We start from the raw sequence: 23,599 nt of genomic DNA, 5'->3' as shown, positions 1-23,599 counted from the left end.
GGTTGTGTCGTAACTTTCTAAATGGCTCTAACTACCTTTTTTTCAAGGGCTTTTCTTATCCGTAATTCGGGTTATAGTAAGTTATTAAAAAATATCCAATTTCATTAAAATTAAAACTAAGTAGTTCATTTCAATAAAGTTTTTACCAAAAATTATAATTAAAATTAAATACCAGCATTAATCCACCATATTTTGTGACGCAGTTTACATTATTTTATAACAAACGGTATTGATAGGCAAATTTATATTGTTTTAATAAGTTAAATTCTAATTTATTTCATAGCTTGCGCCCCTATTTTTAAATCAGTTAGGCAAGCTGAAATATCACAATCTATGCTGTTTTAAATGTCATTCATTATTAGATTGAAATTTTACGCATAAAAATAAGGGCTGAATAATCAGCCCTTATTTGATCTTGCTTATCGCTCAACACTCGAACAAATCATAGATTTGCTCTTGCGTTTGCTTTTCCTAACTTAGGTCAACTGAGCAGCAGCAATTTTCTTGGTGTCTACATTCGCAGCAGCGTCTGTGTAGCTTTCCATCTGGTCAAAGTTCAAGTACTTGTAGATGTCAGCAGACATGCTGTCGATTTGAGAAGCGTACTGTTGGTATTCTTCTGGTGTTGGTAACTTACCAAGTACCGCTGCAACAGATGCAAGCTCAGCAGAAGCTAAGTAAACGTTTGCACCTTGACCTAAACGGTTCGGGAAGTTACGTGTAGAAGTAGATACTACAGTTGTGTTCGGTGCTACACGTGCTTGGTTACCCATACATAATGAACAACCTGGCATTTCTGTACGCGCACCCGCTTTACCGTAAGTGTTATAGAAGCCTTCTTCCATAAGTTGACGCTCGTCCATACGAGTTGGAGGCGCTAACCATAGACGAGTAGATAAAGAACCACCAGGAACTTTGTCTAATAACTTACCAGCAGCACGGAAGTGACCGATGTTTGTCATACAAGAACCGATGAATACTTCATCAATTTTGTCGCCTTGAACGTCAGAAAGAAGTTTTGCATCATCTGGGTCGTTCGGGCAGCAAAGGATTGGTTCTTTGATGTCTGCAAGGTCAATTTCATACACTTTAGTGTATTCTGCGTCAGCATCAGCTTTAAGAAGTGATGGGTTCGCTAACCATTTTTCCATGTTCTCAACACGACGAGCCATAGTACGCGCATCGCCATAACCTTCAGAAATCATCCACTTAAGCATGGTGATGTTTGAACGAAGGTATTCAGCAACTTTCTCTTCAGAAAGTGTGATAGAACAACCTGCAGCTGAACGCTCAGCAGAAGCATCAGACAATTCAAATGCTTGTTCAACGGTTAAGTCAGTTTCCATTTCTGTTAAGTCGATTTCTAAGATACGACCAGAGAAGATGTTTTTCTTACCTTTCTTCTCTACAGTTAAGTCACCTTCTTTAATTGCGTAGTAAGGAATCGCATGTACAAGGTCACGTAAAGTGATACCAGGCTGCATTTTACCTTTGAACTTCACAAGTACAGACTCAGGCATGTCAAGTGGCATAACACCAGTTGCTGCAGCGAACGCTACAAGACCAGAACCCGCTGGGAAAGAAATACCAATTGGGAAACGAGTATGCGAGTCACCACCAGTACCTACTGTATCTGGAAGAAGCATACGGTTTAACCAAGAGTGGATAATACCGTCACCTGGACGTAAAGAAACACCACCACGGTTCATGATGAAGTCAGGAAGCGTGTGTTGCATTTGAACGTCAACTGGTTTTGGATACGCAGCTGTGTGACAGAAAGATTGCATTACTAAGTCTGCAGAGAAACCTAAGCAAGCTAAATCTTTTAATTCGTCACGTGTCATTGGACCTGTTGTATCTTGAGAACCAACAGTAGTCATCTTAGGTTCGCAGTAAGTACCTGGACGAACACCTTGACCTTCTGGAAGACCACAAGCGCGACCTACCATTTTTTGAGCTTGAGTGAAGCCTTTGCCTGTGTTTTCAGGTTGTACTGGAGTACGGAACAAAGTAGATGGTGCAAGACCTAAAGCTTCACGCGCTTTAGCTGTCAAACCACGACCAACGATCAAGTTAATACGACCGCCTGCACGTACTTCGTCTAGAAGCACTGGAGTTTTAAGTTCAGATTCAGCGATTTGTGCGCCGTCTTTGAACGCTGTTACTTTAGCAGCAGCATGGTCGATTTTAAGAGTGATTTCATCACCCATGTTCATATTAGAAACGTCGATTTCTACTGGTAAAGCACCCGCATCTTCCATTGTGTTAAAGAAGATTGGCGCAATTTTACCACCTAAGCAGTAGCCGCCATCTTTTTTGTTTGGAATGTGCGCGATTTCATCACCGAAGAACCAAAGTACAGAGTTAGTTGCAGACTTACGAGAAGAACCTGTACCAACAACGTCACCCACGTAAGCAACTTGGTTGCCTTTCGCGATAAGGTCTTTGATTTGGTTTAATGGACCAACTTCACCAGGAACTTCTGGGTTGATGCCATCACGTACGTTTTTCAACATTGCATTTGCGTGCAATGGAATGTCTGGACGACTCCATGCGTCTTGTGCAGGTGACAAGTCGTCAGTGTTGGTTTCTCCAGTAACTTTAAACACTGTAAGTTTGATTTCTTCAGGTACATCTTTACGGCTAGTGAACCATTCAGCATCAGCCCAAGATTGTAAAACTGCTTTCGCGTTTTCGTTACCTGCTTTTGCTTTGTCTGCTACGTCATGGAACGCATCAAATACAAGCAAAGTGTTTTTCAATGCTTCAGCTGCTAAGCCAGCCAATTCAGCATTGTCTAAAAGCTCTACTAAAGGTGCTACGTTATAACCACCAAGCATTGTGCCTAGTAAGTAAACTGCGCGCTCTTTAGAAACGAGTGGAGAGGTTGCTTCACCTTTTGCTACAGCAGCTAAGAAAGCAGCTTTAACGTATGCCGCTTGGTCAACACCTGCAGGTACACGGTTTTCAAGCAAATCAACCAAATAAGCTTCTTCGCCTGCTGGTGGATTTTTTAATAATTCAACTAATGCAGCTGTTTGCACATCATCAAGTGGCTTCGGTGGGACTCCGAGTGCGGCACGTTCTTCAACGTGTTGGCGGTAAGCTTCTAGCACGGTGTTATTCCTCTTTTTTAAAAAATTATTTGTGAATTCCTGCTTTTAAAGCATCACAAACAATATGGACTGCAAAATTTTACTAAACTTCAGGTTAAAAGTTAATGCAACTAGAGTGTTTCTTTGTGATGCCCATTATTTTATAACTAAATGATGCGCATATTGTTCAATTTACAGGCAAAACACGACTTAATTTTAACTTTGTCTGTATGTACACTAACTTTTCGCCTAAAGTTTAACTCGTAAAAAAGGCAACGCTCATGTTGCCTGTTCTAATGAATGAATGATATTCCACCTTAGTGTACTGTTGTGGCTTGAAGATAGTGCTGTAATTGTTCGCGACTACCTTCAAACTTGAGTTGAATTTCATCTTCATGCAGCATACAGTGTTCTGCACTGGTAAATGAAATTTGAACTTGATATATCTTTGCAGGTGCATCAATTTGCTGACGTAAATACACCCGATCACCTAAACTTAAAACATAATGACTGCCGCCAATTACCGCGACACCTTGTTCATCTTCTAAGAGCAAATCTGCATTATGCAGGTAAGCAACCACTTCCATTATGCGCTCCTACTGTTTTTGTTATGTTTTTAATTATTCATGAAAAAGATAAGCTTTGCCAGTTTTAAGATTTAGAACTTGTCACAATTTATTTGTTATTTATTTTAGTTTTAGACGTTTGATTCACTTAGGCTATTTTTTGATAAAAGATAGTAGAAGTACAAAACATATTTCAATTTTAATTCATAAAAAAACCGTTCTTTTAGAACGGCTTGTAATCAGGCATTTTATCATGCGGTGTCGCGATACATTTTTCAGTAAATTGCGTACGGACTTTTTCACGTGCCGCATCAACATCACCATTAATTTCTTCAAGTGGCAATGCATAGACTTGCTCAATAATCTCTAAAATAAAATTACGAGTAATGTCATCTTCAATTTTATTGGCATGCTCAATCGCACGTTCTTTTTCAATCGCATTTTGACGATCTAGCATGATGGTACGCGCAGCATTGCCAACACTTCGGCAATAGCCTTGCCATTGTTCTTCAGGGGTTAAGGGTTTCTTTTCTGCACAGCCCATTAATGCAAGCACTGCAGTCACCACCAAAATCTTTTTCATTGAAGCTCTCCTGTTGTGCTTATGATAATCAAAAGTTTGCATAAATACGAAACTATCCATGTACAAGCTTAAAAAATGCGCTCTGATTGAACGCATTTTTAAGTGAAGTTGCCGTTAGAAGCGCCAGTTATAGAAAATATCCACGGCGCGTTCTAAAGCTTGACTAGCTTCCAAATACAGTCGTTTATTCATTTGATAACGCAAAGTCAACTTATTGACAGGTGTGAAAACCCCCACGCCATAACGAATAAACAAGTCTGGGGTGATATAACCCGTCAAACTGACTTGGGTATCATCGCCTGTACCTTGGGCATCAAGTGCCAAACCACTTAAACCGAATGTACGTCCAATTTGATTGGTCAAGGCACGTGTACCACCCAATCCCATACTAATACCTGCCGCTGCAATAGTATTGTTGACGTCTGACTTAAAGCTTTCGGTCTGACTCAAACCACTGGTACCTTCATTGATACGACCTGTAATCAAAGCATTTAATGCTTCTTGTTCAGATAAGCCTGCATCGTTATACACTTGAATGTTCGGACTGCTGGCTGTGCCTGTAACTCTAAAGCCGACCATGCTGCCCTGTACATTTTTATTGGCATCCATATCTAAAGTTGGGTTAGAAATTGGGCCATTAAAACGCGCAATGGCACGGTTCAAATCCAGACTTTGTCCATAGGCTTCAATTTTCACACGCTGGCTGACCCCAATCGCACCATTGGCACGCATCGCAGTTTCTAAACCACGTTGAGATAAATACAAACGTCCAATCAGTGGAATACGGCTATTAAAACCTTGGAAAATGACCCGATCACCCAAATTCAATTCAAGATCGGCACGAATATCCCATGGACGAGCTGAACGTAATAATGCCAGTTGATCTTGTCCTTCATGTACCACACGCACATCCGAAGACACGTTAACCACAGGTGCAGACACTTCAGGCATAGAAATTAAAGCCCGAGGTACATCTACACGTCCTTTTAAACTCAGTTTTTTCTGGAAAGGTAAAACATCTAAGGATACATCTGGCGTAATCATTGCAGTAATTAGCGGTGCTTGACGAATTAATAAGTCTTTACCGTTTAAATTTAACTGAATACGCGGATCATATTTCCAATCCACACTGCCCGTTAAACGCCCTACACCACCACCGCTGTTAAATGCGCCATTAATGCTGGCTTGATCTTGGCGGATAGAGGAATAGACCTGCACATTGGTCAGATTTACAGGTAACGAAATCATGCTGATCGCACCATCTTTCAGGCGCATTTCACCTGTGAGCAATGGTGAAGTTAAAGTCCCATTGATCTTGCCAGCAAAGGACAAAATGCCTGCCATTGAGCGCACATCGGCAATAAACGGTTTAAAAACTTTAAGTTGTACCTGATCAAAGGCAATTTCACCGCGCATTGGCATGTTTTTAGTGTAAGGATCAATCAGCACATTGGCATAACCTGTACCAATTTCAGGTGTTTTCACATCTATGCGTAATTTCAAGCCTTCGGCAATGCTTTTTGCGACCACAGCCACTTGTTCATAGCGCAAGGTTGAGCCTATATCTTGTGGATCGTCCGCAGCAAGTCCAATGACGCCATCACGCGTGACCAAATGTGCATCAATTTTTGGCTTCTGTCCTTTTGCCCACGCCGCTTTGGCATACCCATTAACCTTGCCTGTAATCGCCAAACCTTCAGGCATAAATGCAGAAAAGTCATTTAAGTCTAAGTTTTGAGTCACAAATGATGCATTGGCTTTGGTTTTACTCACACGAATAGGTTGATCAAAACACAATTGGCTTTGCTGACTCATCCAACAATGCGCACCAACATACAGCTCACTGGTTTTGTGTTGATAAATCACGGCCGCGTTTTGGCGCTGTGCCAAATGGGTTCTTAAGGAGTCAAAATCCCCTTTCTGAATTTGTCCCATCCAATCATTTTGTGCATTTAAACCACCCGCCAATTGTACATAAAACTTACTCAACTTATTTTCAGCTTCCAGTTTTAAAATATGCGCCTGACGTGTGCCTGCTAAAGAAATCTGCCCTTGCTCAATGCCACGGTTACCACTGCGTAAATTTTCCATGGATGCCGTCATCAGCGTTGGCGTATTTTCAGAAGTTGGCAATTCACCTTGTAAGCGCAACTTACGCACGCTGAAAATATTATTGAGGCTGAACTGATCAACTGCAAAATTGGCGGTGGCTTGTAAGCGTGGCTGCGACTGCACATTGATATAGCCATAAGCACGTCCACGCAAACCCGAATAGATTTCGTATAAAGCAGGCGCATTGACTTTAATACGCAGATTTTGTGCATTGCCCGTTGCTTGTAACTGATTTTTGGCATAAGACAAAAATAGATTATTGGCTTCAAACTGTTGAGGTAAAAAGCCTTTTTGATTGGCATCAATCAACATGGCTAAATTCCCCGTACCACGTACAGGTTTATTATTGAGCATGCCTGCCAAATTCAGATGTTCAATGTTGATCCGTTTTTGAGTGTCTGACCAAATACCTTCAGTGCGGATATTGCCCGATAATTCACCACGCACACTGGACACAAAATAGTGCGGCTTAAAGCGAATTAATGAGGCATTTAAATTCCAACCTATGCCATTATTCAAATGCAGCAAACCATCCGCCACAATTTGCCCTGCAACACCATTATGGCGTAAGTCGCTAATTTTAATTAGTTCGGGCGTACCCGATAATTTCAGTTTTAAATGTCCTTCACTGCCTTGAATCGCACTAGCATTTAACCCACCATCATAATTCACGGCAAAACTTTTAAAGCCACCACCAGCTTTCACATCATGGAACAATAAAGCGATGGTGCTTTGCCCAGTTAAATGTACGTTTTCATTTTGATTGACCAAACGCCCTGTCAAATTAATATCTTTCAAATGAATAATTTGCTGATTCGGCAATGCAAAACCATTGGCTTTAAACTGCCCATTTAACACATTAACAGGTGCTGCGGTGCTGATACTTTGCGGATTAAAGTTTTTCGCAGCCAATACTGCATTCCATTTCAACTGACGTTTGTCGGTTGGTAAATCAATGACGGCGCTGCCTGCCAAATGACTATCTGCGGTATCAAATTTAAAATTAGGAATATTTAAGCGATTATTCTTTAAATTCAGTTTAGCTTGGTACATACCTGCAGGTAACATGGTTTTTTCATGTGTGCTGACTTTGGTCGCCACAAAAATATCTTGCTGACCTTCTACCAAGGCCATTTGCACATCACCCAATTCACTTTTTAACCAACCCACATACGGCACAGCACGGTCTATGTTGTTCCAGCGCACATCAAGCAACATCGGATTTGCCGCTTTGCCCTGCGCAGGTTTTTGATCGAGTTTTAAATTCCAAGTTTCATATTGGTCAAAATCGACTTGTGCAGTTAAGTGTGTGCCTTTTTCCAAATGACCTTTAGATGCTAAATTGGCATCTAAACTTGGCGGTAAAAAGTCTTTGACCACTTGAGGAATTAGTGGATCTTTAGGATTAATTTTATCCAGACGTCCTGTTAAATCCCAATTGACTTTTTTATCCCAACTGACAATGCCCGCTACATTGGCAGCACCTTGCATAAGTTGTGCATTTAAATTACTGATATTCAGTTGATGAACTAAATCGGTATACATCAGACCTGTATATTGACCTTTAGGGATGTGTTTACCGCTCAAATCCGTATTGACATCAATATCTAAACGCTTGATATCGCCTTTAAATTTAGCTGCACCTGCTTGGGTAAAAAGTTCCTGCTCGGTCAAAATAGGCCAACGGTAGTTTTTAAATTGTAACTCACCAAACATTGGCACTTGCTTACGCATTGGATGCAACACTACCCATCCCGTGAGCAAATCAGGCGTATTTGTTGCAACACCCGCCTGAATCGTGTCGAGTGTGCCTTTGCCTACTACTTTAATATCGTGAATATTTAAGCTGTCATGTAAAGAGGGAATATTTAAATCACCCACCACATTAAGCGGATATTTACCTTCAAATTTCATATCGCCTGTGGCATTGCGTACATTCAAATATCCCATATCCATATTGGAATCTTCAAATTTCAGTTCTGTACCCGACCACAAGGCATTATTTAAATGAATATCGTAAAAATCGACCTGCGTACCAGAGGCGGTTTGAATCAATAAATGATCGACATCGGCAGTATCTAAACGCAAAACAAAAGGTAAGCGAATTTCATTGAATTTGAATGGATCATCACTTGGTGGGCCTTTCGGATAAATCCGCAGATTACGCACATCGGCACGATTGAGATGGATTTCTTTATCTAAAATGGCACGCCAACCAAGAATGACATCGGCACGGTCAATTTTGACATCAACAGGTTTTAAACTGACGATGATATTGCGCAGAATAATCCCGCGCCATAAATTACCGCCTTCATATTCATAATGAATAATTTCTTGGCGCTGCAATACGCTGTCTAATAAGAACTTTGAGCCACGGTCTGTTGAGAACATCACCACCAAAGCGGACACCAATAAAACCAGCATCAACAGCAGTGACAGTAAAACACTCCTGAGTATTCGACGCTTTTTAGGTGGCGTTACTGGAGTTTCTGGTTGCTGTTCAACTTCAGCCATAATGTTCTCTAAGTCTTAAATTTATAGTTGAGAGCCAATAAAGAAATGTAAACGGATTGGATGGTTATCATCTGAAATACCAGAAGCCACATCAATCCGAATTGGGCCAATTGGTGATGCCCAACGTACCCCCAAACCTACGCTATATTCGGTGTCGTTGCTAAAGTCTTTATCGTAAGCATTACCAAAATCACTAAATACTGCTGCGCGCCACCCCTCTTTAAATTGATAGTTATATTCTAATGAACCAACCGCCAAAGCCTGACCTCCAATTTTAAAGCCTTCAATTTGTGGTGTTAAAGACTTGTAGTCAAAGCCACGTAAAGACTGGTCACCACCAGTAAAATAACGCAAATTATAAGGCACTTTATTAAAATCTTCGGTGTAGATATAACCTAAGTCACTGCGTCCGACAAACTGATGATCGTCATTTTCACCCAATGAATAAATAAAACGCCAACCTGCATTTAGAATGGCTAAATCTGCATCGCTGAGCAGTGATTCACTCCCCAGTTCTATTTTATAAATTTGGCGGAAACCTTTGCTTGGGTTAACACGACGGTTACTGTCGGTACGTGAAACTTCATAGCCAAGCAATAACGATTGTTGCTCGACATCACCATTGGCAATAAAGGCATCAGGCACTTTTTCCAAAAATACAGTGCCATCTTCAGTTAAGCGATCCAGTCGATAACGCAAGCCAAAAGTATGTTGCCAACTGCCCATTGGGTTTTTAATCACACGGTCTACACCTGCAACCGCAGATTCAATCATCAAGCCGCCACCTTGTGCAACATCGTCACGTTCTTCACGCTCATAACCGCCAACCAACGCGACATAATCATTCAGTGGATGGTTATAAGGAATGTTATAGCGTCCATCAATGGCTTGACGAATTTGTGAAAGCTCCAAGTTGGCATCGAAAGAGTGACCACGTTTATTGACAATGGCACGGCGATATTGCCCACGCAAACGTACGCCTGTGTCAGTTCCGTAACCCGCACCGACTTCGGCACTATTTAAGCGGTCTGCATTTAAAGTCACAATCACAGGAATTTTTTTGTCGATACGTGCCTGTTGTTTTAAGCGTTCTTCTTCTGATTGTTTGTCTTCTTGCTGTGCTTGTAGCATGCGCAGCTTATCGTTGCTCGCACCTTCTTCTGTGCCTGCAAACTCAGCTTCATTCACCACAGATTGCGTCACTTCCTGAGATGACACCACCCGTTTTTGATCGACGACTGTGGCATCGTAAACAGAGAGTTTTTGTTGATCGACCAAAGCCTGAATATCAGGCGGTAATTCCAAAGGATACTCGACAGGATCAGGGCGAATTGTATCAACCAAGGTGTAGTTAAAATAACGCGAGTTGGTGAGGTTGTTGGCCAAACCATTCACACGCCAAAAAGTATAGTCGGCATTGTCCTGCCAAGTGACCATACTTTGCAGAATATCCATATCTAGCGGGAATTCTTGGTTTGGATCGCTCATACGAAATTCGACGTTACCGAGTTTATAACGCTCGCCTGTTTCATAACGTAAATTGATATCGGCTGTATTTTGAGGTTGAGCGACTTTAACGTCATGCAAACGCCAGTAACTGTCAAAATAACCGTTATCTGAAGCCGCATCGGTAATCCGTTTTTTAGTTTGCTCATACAAACCATGATTAAACACATCATCTACTTCTTGATCAGGCAAGACGCCAATAACCTGAAATTGTGCCTCGTATTGCCCTTCGCCTGTAAATTCAATATTTTGTTGTTTAATCGCCACAGGTGGATTTGGCACAACATGCACACGCACGCGGCTATCACTGAGTTTTTCAAACTTAAACTCGGCATTATAAAAACCCACTGCCTGCGCTGCCTGATTTGACAACGTGCGTAGTTGTGGCAATGCCGATGGAAAATCAGCAAAAGATTCCTGGGTAAAACTGGAAAGTTTGGCCTTAATATTGGCACTTAAATGATCCACCGCTGTACGATAAGCATCGGGCGATACCTCTCCAATTGAGTTTTGTGTACCATTGGCGCCATTTGCGGTAATGACTACATCTGCACTAATACGCGGCACTTTGGCTGTGTTTAGCTCACGCGGTGGACGGACTTTATACAGTAAACGTCTGAAAAAACCGGGTTTATCGGCATTTTCGACCTGCGTCATCCAGCCCAATTCAGTCATTAAGGTATCGTTAGGATTGGCTTCCACTACAAAATTACTGTCTGCCTGAATATTGGTTATGAGCTGATCGACATTTACAGGCGCTTGATCAATTTGCAGTAGCTCCTGCTGTGTTGCGTCTTGAACCAACGTTTCTGGCACTTGACCATTGCGGTCTAGCATCGCTTCTTGTTTGGCTTGTTCTGCCACCTGAAAAATTTCATTGGCAAGCCCCTGATCTACAGGTGCAATGGGTAAATCTTCTAAGTCTTCAAATTCGATAGGCTGAAATTCAGCAAAAGATGCCCCTGCCTGTTGTTGCTGTTGCAGCATTTCTAGACTATTAAATTCAGGTGTTTGCGCTTGCTCTAAAGCTTCTTCTATTTTTTGTAGATCTTGGGCACTGTCTTTACCTTGTGCTGCTGCCAGTTGTTTAATTTCTTCAGCTAAATTTTGTGCTTCTTCTGTAGTTGGAGTCTGCAGTGATGTAGGATTTTCAGCGAGTTGGGTGTTGGAGTTAGATACCTTAAGACTTTCTGCAAAACTTGAGGATGCAACTAAACCTAAAAACAGACTTAGTCCGAGCTTTTTCGGCATATTCCAGCATAAAATTGCATGCATACTGGAACACAGTACTGATTTTTTAAAGTTTGTATTTACAAGCATAAAAAACTCTAAACTGATTTAATTTTTATGGAAAAACCCCAATGAACCCGCGTACAAACACCAATTTATTTGATTTTTTCATCAGTGAAAAGACTTGAAACATCATACATGATTTTCTGTACTATTATATCAAGCGGTCACATTTCTTAATAAAACTAAACGAAGTTAATCACGCATGGAAAAAAATGAACATTTGTTGAGGAGTCGTCGCTTTTTGCCGATGTTTCTCACTCAATTTTTTGGCGCACTCAATGATAATGTGTATAAACAAGCGCTGCTTTTGGTCTTTACCTATGGCTGGATTAGCCAACAATCTGCAAATATCAGCACCCTGAACAATTTGGCAGCCCTGCTGTTTATTTTGCCCTATTTCATTTTTTCTGCCACAGCAGGACAATTGGCAGACAAGTATGAACGCGCTCAATTGGTACGTGCCATCAAACTGCTTGAAATTATCATCATGCTGATTGGTACCGTTGGTTTTATTTTAGGAAATTTGTGGCTATTGCTGATTGCCTTATTTTTAATGGGCGCACAATCGACCTTTTTTGGCCCAATCAAATATGCCATTTTGCCTGAAGTACTCAAACCGCATGAACTGATGTCGGGCAATGCAATTTTCCAGTCAGGTACATCCATTGCAATTTTATTGGGGATGATTTTAGGCGGTGCAGTGATTTCGGTATCTGCAGGCAATTTAGTCTGGATTAGCTTAACTGTGGTGATTATTGCACTAATTGGTTATGCCTCAAGTCGTTTTGTGCTGACGCAGCGCGTCACGGCACCCGACATTCAAATTGACTGGAATTTTTTCCGTACCAGTTTCCAGACTTTAAAATATGCCAAAAGCCTGCCGATGATTTTTCTAATATTATTGGGCAATTCTTGGTATTGGTTTTATGGGGCAACGTATTTAACCCAAATTCCACAGCTCACTCAACAAAACTTGCATGCTTCTGAAAATGTGGTGAGTTTATTACTGACACTCTTTTCTGTCGGTATTGGCGTAGGTTCTTTGCTCTGCCGTAAAATAGGCGGTACCGAGGTCAATATTAAAATGGTGCCTATTGGCGCAGTCGGTTTAACCGTCTTTGCTTTTTATTTGGCAGGCACATTGGCTTTTGTACCAGAAAAAACAGGCGCACTACTGGGCTTAGCCGAAGTCTTTCAGCAAGGCTGGAGTTATTATCATGTCATGTGTGCAGTCACTTTACTGGGCATTAGTGGCGGTTTTTACATTGTGCCCTTGTATGCCATGATGCAAGCCTATTCCCCTCGCTCGCACCGCGCACGTGTGGTCGCAGCCAACAATATTTTAAATGCGGTATTTATGGTGTCATCTGCCATTTTTTCGATTTTAATTTTAAGCATTTTAAAAATTGATTTAAAAATTTTATTTAGTATTACGGCTGTTTTAAGTGCTGTTTTCACCTTTTGGCTCTTGTTAAAGCTCAAGCCAATGTTAGATACTGCACAGGACTCTTTGGAGGATTAATTTCATGCGTCATTACACAGGCATCGACAAGTTTATTCATTCATTTGACCAAGCCTTACGTAGTTTAGTACCTGGCACAACTTCGGCTCAACGTGAAAACCCGGGCAATACGGTTGAAACCAAATTGGCTGTGAGTGAAGCACGTCATGTTGCAGGCTTAATGCGAGTAAACCATAGTGGTGAAGTCTGTGCACAAGCCTTATATCACGGTCAGGCTTTAACTGCGAAATTGCCCAATGTACGTCGTGAAATGGAACAGGCTGCAATTGAAGAACAAGACCATTTGGCGTGGTGCGAAGACCGCTTAAAAGAGTTAGACAGTCACACCAGTTTGCTTAATCCTGTATGGTATGGCTTGTCTTTTGGGATGGGTGCAATTGCAGGTATTGCGGGCGATAAATACAGTTTGGGTTTTGTGGCAGAAACTGAACGTCAAGTCAGCTTGCATTTAGAACATCATATTAGCCAATTGCCTGAACAAGATGATCGTTCACGTAAAATTCTAGTCCAAATGAATGAAGATGAATTGCATCATCGCGATACGGCGCTCAAAGCAGGTGGTGTAGATTTGCCTGTACCTGTACGTTTGACCATGACTGCGATTTCCAAGCTCATGACCAAGACCAGTTATTATATTTAATGAATTGATAACACTTAAACGCTCACAATTGTGGGCGTTTTTTTATGTCATTGGAATAGAAAACATCTCGATTAAAACGATCAAAAAATAACAGAGAAAGAGCCGATTTTGAGTTATCCCAAGATTTATCCGCAGATTTTGTGGATAGTTTTTAAGTGCAAAGCCGTATAAATACAGAAAAATATTATTTTTGATGGTTTTTCATACAAACATATCAGCAAGATATGACACAATGATGTAAGCCGAAATCAGATCACGTATCACAGCCAAAATTTAAAAATGCATCACTGATCTGCCAATTTTACTGGCTGATTTACTCTTCACAACTCACAATGGGATAGTCATGCGCAGAATGCACAAAAGCCTCATCTTGCCAAATATCCCACATTGGAATTTTAACATCTAAAGCAAGTGGCATTTTTTTCGGATTGAATTGCATTTGAGCTAAATTTTCACCCCACGCAATAATATCAATATCCAGCGGAATGTCATGCGATGGGCGCACACGCCCTGCTGCAACTTCCAATTCCTTAAGGATGACGTTTAGATGCTCAAAGCTTAAACGGCTTTTTAGCAAACAAGCAGAATTCCAATAGTCTGCACCAATTCCATCACGGCATGGAATCAGATAAATGTGCGAAAAATGCACTTCACCCAATGCAGCAATTTGCTGATAGGCATTTTTAAACTGACGCGGTGCTTCGCAGTTACTCGCCAGAGCGAGGGCAAAAATCGTTTCGGTGGCGTTCAAGACGAATTCCTACAGAATTGGCTTCTGGAATAATGGCAGGTTTGCGAATGGTGATGGTAATGGATTCAATGGCGGCAAAAGTCGTAAAAAGTGCATCCAATACCAATTGTGCGGCATGCTCAATCAATTTGGGCGCAGCCTGCTGAATCACTTGCGCTGAAATGCTGCAAATTTCTGCATAATTGAGCGTGTCTTGCAACTCATCTGAAGCTGCAGCTTGGCTTAAATTGGTGGCAATAATCAAATCCAACATAAGCGGTTGTTGAATCTGACGCTCCCATGCAAAACAGCCGACGACTGTTTCTACCTTTAAGCCTTCAATGATAATTGCATCCATGACCACACTCTATATTTCATTTTAAATCCTTCTATCTCTGTCTATTGAAAGGGATATTTGCCGTATTTTAAAGCCACACTGAACTCATAAAACAAAAGATCGGTGGCTTTAAAACATGCAACCAGAAGGCTTGATTCGCCCAATATGGATAATTAATGCTTTAACAACAAATTCGGATCAATGCTTTGTACCATCTGCAATCGTTGATCGGCATAAATATCGGTATAAGGTGCTAAAACGCGCATGAAACGGTCAAAGTACAGCATTTGCTTGAACAGTAAAGCAAAGTCACGCGGGAAACGAATCCCATGACGCTCACCCACAGCAACCATATCGAGCATAATGTCATTTAAATCGGCAGGGTTAGAAGTCAGCAACTCTTGAGGATCGGCCAGCAATACGCCACTAAATAAACGCTCTAAATCTGCTGCCAAAACCTGAGTATCAATTTGCTTGTCGGTCATGCCCATTTTGAGCATATTTTCAGCCATAAGCGTGTAGTTGGTATTTTGTAGAGCATCCATAAAAGCCATACATGCAGTCCACACTTCAGGATTCAGCTGTCCAACAATACCAAAATCAATAAAGCCGACACGCCCATCTTCAAGCAACATCAGGTTGCCTGCGTGTAAATCGGCATGGAAACTGTTACACATCATCAAGCTACCAAACCATGTATTCATGGCAGTAATCAACACTTGCGATGGATCGTTAGATACTTGTTTCACCACGTCAAAATCGGTCAAAGGTACGCCATACAAACGCTGCATGGTCAATACGCGACGGGTGGAATATTGATGATAGACCTTAGGTGCAGTGGCTTTTGTATTTTGGGTTAAATTCAGATAATTAATAAAATCATCTAGGTTACGTGCTTCTTCAATAAAGTCGACTTCACGCACCATACGGGTTTTGATTTCTTCGACAATATCGGCCAATGACGCAAATTTGACTTTAGGTACAGCTTTTTCGAGTAATTTGGTCGCCCAGTGCAAGACGTTTAAATCGGTATAGAGAATGGTTTCTACCCCCGGTTTTTGCACTTTAATCACTACATCTTCGCCACTCACCAATTTTGCAGCATGTACTTGTGCGATAGATGCTGAAGCTAAAGGCTTTTCATCTATTGAGGCAAATATTTCATCTAAATTGCGCCCTGCAAATTCAGATGCCAATACTTGCTGTACATAGCTAAACGGTAAAGTTGGAGTTTGGTCTAAACAACCTTGAAATTCTTCGACATATTCACGTGGGAACAATGACGGTGTACTGGCAATAAACTGCCCAAGTTTAATGTAGGTTGAACCTAAAGATTCAAATGTTTCGCGCATGAGTTTGGCATTACTTGGCTTTTCAGTGGCATATTTAATGCCTGCTTTGGCTGCCACTACGGCAGTTTCACCCATGCGAGCAACTGAACGTAAACCATCTAACCAGATATTATTTTTCATCATGTCTGAGTCATATTAAAGTAGTGAGAGTTTAACAAAAAATTGCCAAGTAAAAAGGCTATCTTGCCTGACAAACTGGACAGTTGTGGTCTTGATCAAACGACAATAAGCGTTGTTTCATGCTTAAACCATCCCAAAGTAATAGCTTTTGTTTCAGCGCGGTGTTGCCTAAACCCAAGTACAATAAGGCATGATGCGCTTGTAAACTGGCCATGACGTTGGGAGTGGTTGCCAATACGCCACTGTCAGCGCAGCGCAAACTTTCATTGGCATGTTGTTCTTTCGGGAACAGACATTCATAGCAAGCAGAGTCACCTTCGACCATAAACATTTGCCCTTGAAAACCAATGGCAGAGGCACTGAGTAAAGGTACATTCAATTGTCGGCAATATTGATTGACCAAATATCGGGTACTGAAATTATCACAACCATCTAAAACCAAATCTTGCTGGGCAATTAAAGTGCCTGCATTTTTCGCATCTAACAGCGTGGTTAAACAAACAATCTCGATATAAGGATTAATTTGCATTAATCTTTTTGCGAGAATTTCGGCCTTATAAAAGCCTAAATCTGCGGGGGTATAGGCGATTTGTCGTTGCAAATTACTGGTTTCAATCACATCAGCATCAATCAGAGTGATTTTTCCCACGCCTGCACGTGCAAGTAATTCTGCGCTTAAACAGCCAATCCCGCCACACCCCACAACAAGTACGTTGGCCAGTTTTAATTTTTCTTGGGCTTCAATATCCCAGCCATCCAATAAAATTTGTCGGCTATATAGATGCATTTCTGCATCGCTCAATTCCAACTGAGTATCGAATATGCTTTCCAAGAAAATGCCCTATTCTGCAAAACCAAAACGCCAAGTATAACGGGTATTCAAAGCAAACCGCCATGACGGCGGTTGAATTGTTGCGTATTTGAACAGATGGAGATGTGCAACGACTTGCTTAAAAGTGCATCCGCATGCCTACGTTATAAGTAACGCCATCGGCATCGCCTATATATTCGTTATAATAAGCAATTCCACCATTCCAATAACATGCCGTATTCCCGACTTTGTCTGAGGTTGTCCCATCTTTACAGGTGGTATTCGAGGTGCTGTCATATAACCATTTATAACCGGCAGTGGCGTAAATCGAGAAATCAGGAACAAAGTTCAAACCGACTTCTACGCCCACAGGTAAAGTGACAAAATTGACATCATTGGCAAGCAGCTTTGAACTTGCGCCGCTATAACCTAGACCTGCGTATGTATTGAAATAAAAACCATGATAGCTGATCAGGTTTAAATTCCCGCCCATATTGAATTCATAATAATCCAAATCGTATTCATTGTTTTTTAAGAATTCCAATCTGCCATAAAAACCTGAGCGATGTGGCGTGGTGGAAACACCCAAAGCAAAACCATCTAGTTCTACTGTATCGCCACTGTCAAAATCTGCTTCAAAATTGGCGTATTCGGCAAAGACTGCATAATTTTTTTGTGGCGTTTTTGCTGCTGGATAGCTGGAATAGGCTGTACTTTCAGCAGTTGGCGCTGGGTTCCAGTTTTGTGCATAACTGCCAGAGGCACACAACAGTAAAGCTGCGCCCATCCATATCGACTTCGTAAATATCCGCTTTGACGGCTGCGTGAAATTTAAATGAGCTGTTACCATGATGTTCTCCCCCAATATGTATTGCGCTGCCTACATGCTTTTATCGTAATCGAAGTACATGCAGCCTTGTTCATTGTGTCAGCATAAAGTTGAAAATATCACATCACCAATATGATGCACACATTTTCTATCGATTGAGTTCGTGCTTGCATAATCGGGTGGTTTAAATAAAGAATACAGATTTAAAAAAACGCCAATCTGTATGAATGGCGTTTTTCTTATGGCGCAATAATTAACAGGGCCTATTGGCTGAATTTAGCTCACTTTTTTAAAAGCATTTTGTTTTGCAATTTCTTGTTGCTTCAATAAATTACGCTGAATTTTTCCACTGGATGTTTTAGGCAAACTGCTGACAAATTCAATTTCTTTAGGATAGGCATGTTTCGATAAGCGTGAACGCACATACTGTTGCAGCTTTTCCTGCAATGCAGTGCTTGGTTGATATTGATTTTTTAACACCACAAAGGCTTTTACCACTTCTGTACGCTCTGGGTCTGGCTTACCAATTACTGCGGATTCAAGCACTTCCTCACATTCAAGCAAAGTACTTTCTACATCAAAAGGCCCGACACGATAACCCGAAGTTGTAATGACATCGTCTGCACGACCAATAAAATCAATCCCACCAAATTCATTTAAACGTACCGTATCACCCGTTAAATAATACTGTCCCACAAATGATTTACGGTCATCCCCATCGTAACCTTTGAACCACATTAAAGGCGATTGTGATTCATCCAGTGCAAGTGTGCCAATTTCGCCGTGAGCGACTTCCTGATGCTGTGCATTTAAAACCGCGAAACGATGTCCGGGAATAGCATAACCCGCAGAACCTACTTTTTTCTGATGTTCCAGTGCATGATGATTGGCAATCACCATCCCCAATTCGGTTTGTCCATATTGATCATAAATATTGACTTGTAAATCATGCTTAAACCAATGAATCACTTCTGGTGTGAGCGGCTCGCCTGCACTGCTAACCACACGCAGATGTCGTTGAATATCACCATCAAACTTTTCTTTAAAACCAAAGAACATTCTAAATGCGGTTGGTGAACCTGTTAAATTACTCACCTGATATTTACGGATAATTTCCAGTGCATGATCAACACTAAATGGACGTTCATCCATAATAATGCTATGCCCCAAACTCAGTGGCCCTGTAATACCGTAATACAAGCCATAAGCCCAACCAGGGTCGGCTAAATTCCAAAATGAATCTTCTGCTCTTAAATCGACTGCATGCTGCATATAACCTTTAAATGCCACAATGGCTTTTAAAGGCACAGGTACAGATTTAGCTAAACCCGTAGTGCCTGATGTAAACATCATCAGAAAATCATCTTGAAAACTGCGATACACGGTTTCAAAGTAAGTGTCTTGAGTGCTTAGAACTTGCCAAAAATCTGTATCATGGTTTTGAGCTTGATTTGCTGCGTCCACAGTTAAAATTTTCACATTAGACAAGGCATTTAGTTTTGGACGCTGCTCAGTATTGGTCACAATGAGCTGCGTCTTTGCAGTTTGAATACGGTGCTCAATCGCTTTAGATTCAAAGGCTGTAAATAAAGGCTGATACACTGCCCCAATGCGCCATGTGGCAAAAACCGTAATTAACAATTCAGGCGTACGCGGCAATAATCCTGCAATACAATCACCTGCTTTTAAGCCCAGTTGAGTAAAATAATTTGCCAATTTTCCAGATGCTTCTGCCAGTTGATCAAATGTCCACGATGCAGTTTGACCGTGTTTGCCTTCCCAAATTAAGGCAGTTTGTTGAGTACCCGTATAGCGTCCGCAACATTCTTCATAGGCATTAAGTGCCGTTGGCGTTCCTGCCAATTGGGTTTGAATCAGTTGCTCAATATCAAACTGTTGATATGCCTCTTGCAAAGTTTTCATTCTTTTAAGCTCCGTCTTAAACTGATGACACTGCAATTCATTTGCAGCAATATGCGTTATTGTTTTAACCGTTTTTACAAGTTAGGATTGAATCGCTCTTTAAAATTTAAATTAGGTTTGCTGTGTTGAAGTCGATCATGCAAGGCAATCACGACATGATCTTCGCGTATTTTTCAATCAAGTTAGCTAAACATGATTTGAACATTTTCTCAATTTCCACATCCTGCAATAACCTTGCAAGCTTTGGACACCGACTAAAGTTTTAGATACTCAGCTTTAACGCTTAGTCACTTCACGTGCAATCACCAAACGCTGAATATCGGATGCACCTTCATAAATTTGGCTAACGCGCACATCGCGGTAAATACGTTCAACTGGGAAATCAGATACATAGCCATAGCCCCCATGTATTTGAATCGCATCTGAACACACACGCTCTGCCATGGTTGAAGCAAAAAGCTTGGCCATAGATGCTTCTTTTAAACACGGTAAGCCTGCATCTTTGAGGCTTGCGGCATGTAGAATAAGCTGTCGTGCAGCTTCAATCTGTGTTGCCATATCTGCCAAGCGAAACGCGACTGCCTGATGTTGCACAATTTCAACTCCAAAAGCTTTACGCTCATTGGCATAGTCCACGGCTGCATCTAAAGCTGCTCGCGCCATACCCACCGATTGCGCGGCAATACCAATACGCCCCGACTCTAAATTAGAGAGTGCAATTTTGTAGCCTTCACCTTCTTGCCCCAATAGGTTTTCTGCAGGAATACGGCAGTTTTCCAACACGATGGTGGCGGTATCGGAACAGTGCTGTCCCATTTTGTCTTCTAAACGTGCCACGATATAACCTGGTGTGTTCGTCGGGACTAAAAAGCAGGAAATGCCTTTTTTACCCGCAGTTTTGTCCGTTACAGCAAAAACTAAAGCAACATCTGCATATTTGCCTGTGGTGATAAACTGCTTGGTGCCATTTAAAACCCAATCCTCGCCATCTTTTTCAGCTTTACATTCAATCGCGCTGGCATCAGAGCCGACTTGTGGTTCAGTTAAACAAAAGCAGCCTAACCATTCGCCTGTTGCCAGTTTAGTTAAATATTTTTGTTTTTGCGCCTCTGTGCCGTAGCGTTGTGTAATTCCGCATGGCAATGAGTTTTGCACACTCACAATCGTTGAAATTGCACCATCACCCGCAGCAATTTCTTCTAAGGCTAAAACGAGAGATACATAATCTAAACCTGCACCGCCCCATTCTTCTGCAACGGTCATGCCCAAAGCACCTAGCTCACCCAGTTCTTTTAACTCCTTTGCAGGGAATTCAGCAGTTTTATCACGTGCCGCTGCAGTTGGTTTAAGCTTTTCCTGTGCATAACTGCGCAGCATATCCTGAATCATTTTTTGTTCATGGCTTAAAATCATGGTGACCCTCTGTTTATATGGTAGATGTTGTTTTTGTCAGGAATGCGCGCAACATCCTTGTTCTGTATTGCAACGGTTTTTTAGTATCCAGTTTTTCAATACTTGAATTTTTGCTTAGGCTATTTTATGGAGATAGCATCGTCATAACTTATTTCGGTTGCATACGAATTGCGCCATCCAAACGAATCACTTCACCGTTTAAATAACCATTTTCAAAAATATGACCCACCAATTGTGCAAATTCTTCAGGCTTTGCCAAACGTGGTGGAAATGGCACCATTTGCCCTAAAGCATCTTGCACATGCTGTGGAAATGCTTTCAGCATCGGGGTTTCCATAATACCGGGGGCAATCGTCATCACCCGAATGGCTTCACGTGCCAATTCACGTGCCAAAGGCAGCGTCATCCCCACAATTGCACCTTTCGATGCAGAATACGCACTTTGTCCAATCTGCCCATCAAATGCTGCAACCGAAGCAGTATTCACAATCACACCACGCTCTTCTTCATCGGCGGCTAAGTCATATTTCGCCATCAGTTGTGCCGCAAAACGGATCATATTAAAACTGCCCGTGACATTAATATTCAGCACTTTTTGGAACATTGCCAAATCATGCAAACCATCACGTCCCAAGACTTTGGCAGACGGTGCAATGCCTGCACAATTCACCAAGCCATTTAACTGTCCGTATTTTTGCTCAATATGGTTAAAAAGCTGCTGTACTTGGTTTTCATCGGTCACGTCTACAGCTACGAAGTCTGCATTTTCGCCCAATTGCTGTTGAAGCTGCTGCCCAAGTTCTTGATTCATATCAACCAAAATAACTTTTGCACCTTGCGCAACTAAATGTTGTGCAGTCGCAGCGCCTAAACCCGATGCACCACCCGTGACCACACAGACTTTTCCTTGAATTTTCATTTTATTTTCCTTATAAATTTTCAGGTTGATACAACTTAAGAAACAGATTAATCACACTCAAGCTAGAGTACAATTTCCAAACCCTGCATCGACTATGATGTATTTGAACACTCAACTTGTAAATGGAATACCACGCCATCCCATGAATGCAACTCAGCTCACTTACAGCAAAGGTACAATTTCAATTGCTTTAGTCCATGAAGCTTTGCATACTGCACAGCAACGCGGTATGGATACGCATGCGATTTTGCAGACGGCGGGTATTCCTGCAGAGCTGTTACATTCCAACAAAGCGAGGGTGTCAATTCTGCAATATGGTCAATTGTGGATTGCACTGGCAGATGCCATGAACGATGAATTTTTTGGCATGGACAGCCATGCTATGCGTCGTGGCAGTTATCAACTCTTGTCTAAATGGGTGTACCAAGCAGAGCATTTAAAGGCCGCATTACAGGACATTTTAAATTTCTTTAATTTAATACTGGATGATTTTTCAGGTGAATTAAACGTAGATGGTGAATATGCAATCTTAACCATTCACGATAAAGATCAAGTGAAACCGATGTTTAGTTATGCCACTTATTTAATGCTGATTCATGGCTTGATGTGCTGGCTGACAGGACAACGTATCGCTATTTTAAACATGCAACTCAAATGTGCTGCCCCGCAGGATGATGCTGATTATCGTGTCCGTTTCTGTGACCAAATTGAATATGCGTGTACAACGCATAAGATTTATTTTGAGGCAAAACATCTTGATTTAAAAATCAAGCAGGATAAAAAAAGTTGGAAACGCTTTTTAAAACAAACACCTTTTAACCTTTTGGTGCGTTATAAAAACCCACATGCGCTGAGTCATAAAATCCGTAAACAATTAATGCGATTGCCGCCGAGTGAATGGTTAGAGCTGAACGAATTAACCCAGCATTTCAATATGTCTGAAGCGACGTTCCAACGGCGTTTAAAGCAGGAAGGCACTAGCTATCAGCAATTAAAAAATGAAATCCGTCGAGATACGGCAATCGAATTGTTGAGCAAAACCCAACAATCACTTCAAGAGATTAGCGATCAATTAAATTTCCATGATCCTAGTGCTTTTCATCGTGCCTTTAAAAAATGGACAGGGGTCAATCCTGGGGCATATCGACAATATACTGAAAGCACATAACTGAACGCTCATAATTGCGTGACTTATCACCTACTACTCAGCCACTATCTTGTATATTTTACAAACAACTTAATTATAAAAGAAAACTCAAAGCTGTGATTTCAAGGTTTAGCAATGAACTGGTCGTTCATCGGCACAGCATTGTCAAAGTATTAAATTTAGTTTA

General features: G+C 41.4%; 16 protein-coding genes. 3 read left to right on the top strand and 13 right to left on the bottom strand.

The window, feature by feature from the left end:
* Positions 1-476: 476 nt before the first annotated feature.
* The 5 genes from F947_RS05775 to F947_RS05755 form a co-directional block, all read right to left on the bottom strand.
* Entirely contained in the window at positions 477-3,116 is a 2,640-nt protein-coding gene (locus F947_RS05775; protein WP_004973223.1) for a bifunctional aconitate hydratase 2/2-methylisocitrate dehydratase, read from the bottom strand.
* A 296-nt stretch (positions 3,117-3,412) separates the two neighbouring features.
* A complete protein-coding gene (locus F947_RS05770; RefSeq protein WP_004973220.1) occupies positions 3,413-3,682 on the bottom strand; it encodes a hypothetical protein in 270 nt (89 codons plus the stop codon).
* A 202-nt stretch (positions 3,683-3,884) separates the two neighbouring features.
* Positions 3,885-4,244: a hypothetical protein gene (locus tag F947_RS05765; RefSeq protein WP_004973219.1), complete on the bottom strand. Its 360-nt coding sequence runs from the start codon at positions 4,242-4,244 to the stop codon at positions 3,885-3,887.
* A gap of 114 nt (positions 4,245-4,358) precedes the next feature.
* Complete coding sequence (locus F947_RS05760) at positions 4,359-8,870, bottom strand: translocation/assembly module TamB domain-containing protein (protein WP_004973218.1); 4,512 nt, start codon at positions 8,868-8,870, stop codon at positions 4,359-4,361.
* A gap of 21 nt (positions 8,871-8,891) precedes the next feature.
* On the bottom strand, positions 8,892-11,696 hold the full coding sequence (locus F947_RS05755; RefSeq protein WP_004973216.1) for an autotransporter assembly complex protein TamA: 2,805 nt from the start codon (positions 11,694-11,696) through the stop codon (positions 8,892-8,894).
* 175 nt (positions 11,697-11,871) lie between these two features.
* Between F947_RS05755 and F947_RS05750 the strand changes: the two genes are divergently transcribed.
* Both F947_RS05750 and coq7 read left to right on the top strand, forming a co-directional pair.
* Entirely contained in the window at positions 11,872-13,191 is a 1,320-nt protein-coding gene (locus tag F947_RS05750; protein ID WP_004973214.1) for an MFS transporter, read from the top strand.
* A gap of 4 nt (positions 13,192-13,195) precedes the next feature.
* Entirely contained in the window at positions 13,196-13,831 is a 636-nt protein-coding gene (gene coq7, locus F947_RS05745; RefSeq protein ID WP_004973212.1) for a 2-polyprenyl-3-methyl-6-methoxy-1,4-benzoquinone monooxygenase, read from the top strand.
* 313 nt (positions 13,832-14,144) lie between these two features.
* On the opposite strand, the gene F947_RS05740 is transcribed toward coq7, so the two are convergent.
* From F947_RS05740 to F947_RS05705, 8 genes are all read right to left on the bottom strand, one after another.
* Positions 14,145-14,582, bottom strand: a complete 438-nt coding sequence (locus tag F947_RS05740) for a 2-amino-4-hydroxy-6-hydroxymethyldihydropteridine diphosphokinase (RefSeq protein ID WP_004973211.1) — start codon at positions 14,580-14,582, stop codon at positions 14,145-14,147.
* On the bottom strand, positions 14,539-14,919 hold the full coding sequence (gene folB, locus F947_RS05735) for a dihydroneopterin aldolase (protein WP_004973210.1): 381 nt from the start codon (positions 14,917-14,919) through the stop codon (positions 14,539-14,541). The genes F947_RS05740 and folB overlap by 44 nt, the downstream gene beginning before the upstream one ends.
* 152 nt (positions 14,920-15,071) lie before the next feature.
* Positions 15,072-16,370, bottom strand: coding sequence for an ABC1 kinase family protein (locus tag F947_RS05730; protein ID WP_026438367.1), 1,299 nt, complete (start codon positions 16,368-16,370; stop codon positions 15,072-15,074).
* A gap of 58 nt (positions 16,371-16,428) precedes the next feature.
* Positions 16,429-17,157 (bottom strand): HesA/MoeB/ThiF family protein, encoded by a 729-nt coding sequence (locus tag F947_RS05725; RefSeq protein ID WP_004973206.1) that lies wholly within the window; start codon positions 17,155-17,157, stop codon positions 16,429-16,431.
* Positions 17,158-17,320: 163 nt separating this feature from the next.
* Complete coding sequence (locus F947_RS14045; protein ID WP_004973205.1) at positions 17,321-18,031, bottom strand: hypothetical protein; 711 nt, start codon at positions 18,029-18,031, stop codon at positions 17,321-17,323.
* A gap of 255 nt (positions 18,032-18,286) precedes the next feature.
* Positions 18,287-19,933: an AMP-binding protein gene (locus F947_RS05715; protein ID WP_004973204.1), complete on the bottom strand. Its 1,647-nt coding sequence runs from the start codon at positions 19,931-19,933 to the stop codon at positions 18,287-18,289.
* Positions 19,934-20,209: 276 nt separating this feature from the next.
* Complete coding sequence (locus tag F947_RS05710; RefSeq protein WP_004973203.1) at positions 20,210-21,346, bottom strand: acyl-CoA dehydrogenase family protein; 1,137 nt, start codon at positions 21,344-21,346, stop codon at positions 20,210-20,212.
* Positions 21,347-21,494: 148 nt separating this feature from the next.
* Entirely contained in the window at positions 21,495-22,265 is a 771-nt protein-coding gene (locus tag F947_RS05705; protein ID WP_004973201.1) for a 3-hydroxyacyl-CoA dehydrogenase, read from the bottom strand.
* A gap of 142 nt (positions 22,266-22,407) precedes the next feature.
* On the opposite strand from F947_RS05705, the gene F947_RS05700 reads away from it, so the two are divergent.
* A complete protein-coding gene (locus tag F947_RS05700; RefSeq protein ID WP_004973199.1) occupies positions 22,408-23,433 on the top strand; it encodes an AraC family transcriptional regulator in 1,026 nt (341 codons plus the stop codon).
* The last annotated feature ends 166 nt before the right edge of the window (positions 23,434-23,599 follow it).

Source organism: Acinetobacter towneri DSM 14962 = CIP 107472, from assembly GCF_000368785.1.
Lineage (GTDB): Bacteria > Pseudomonadota > Gammaproteobacteria > Pseudomonadales > Moraxellaceae > Acinetobacter > Acinetobacter towneri.
The sequence above is the reverse complement of the archived record's forward strand: the minus strand, read 5'-3'. Positions and strand labels throughout refer to the sequence as shown.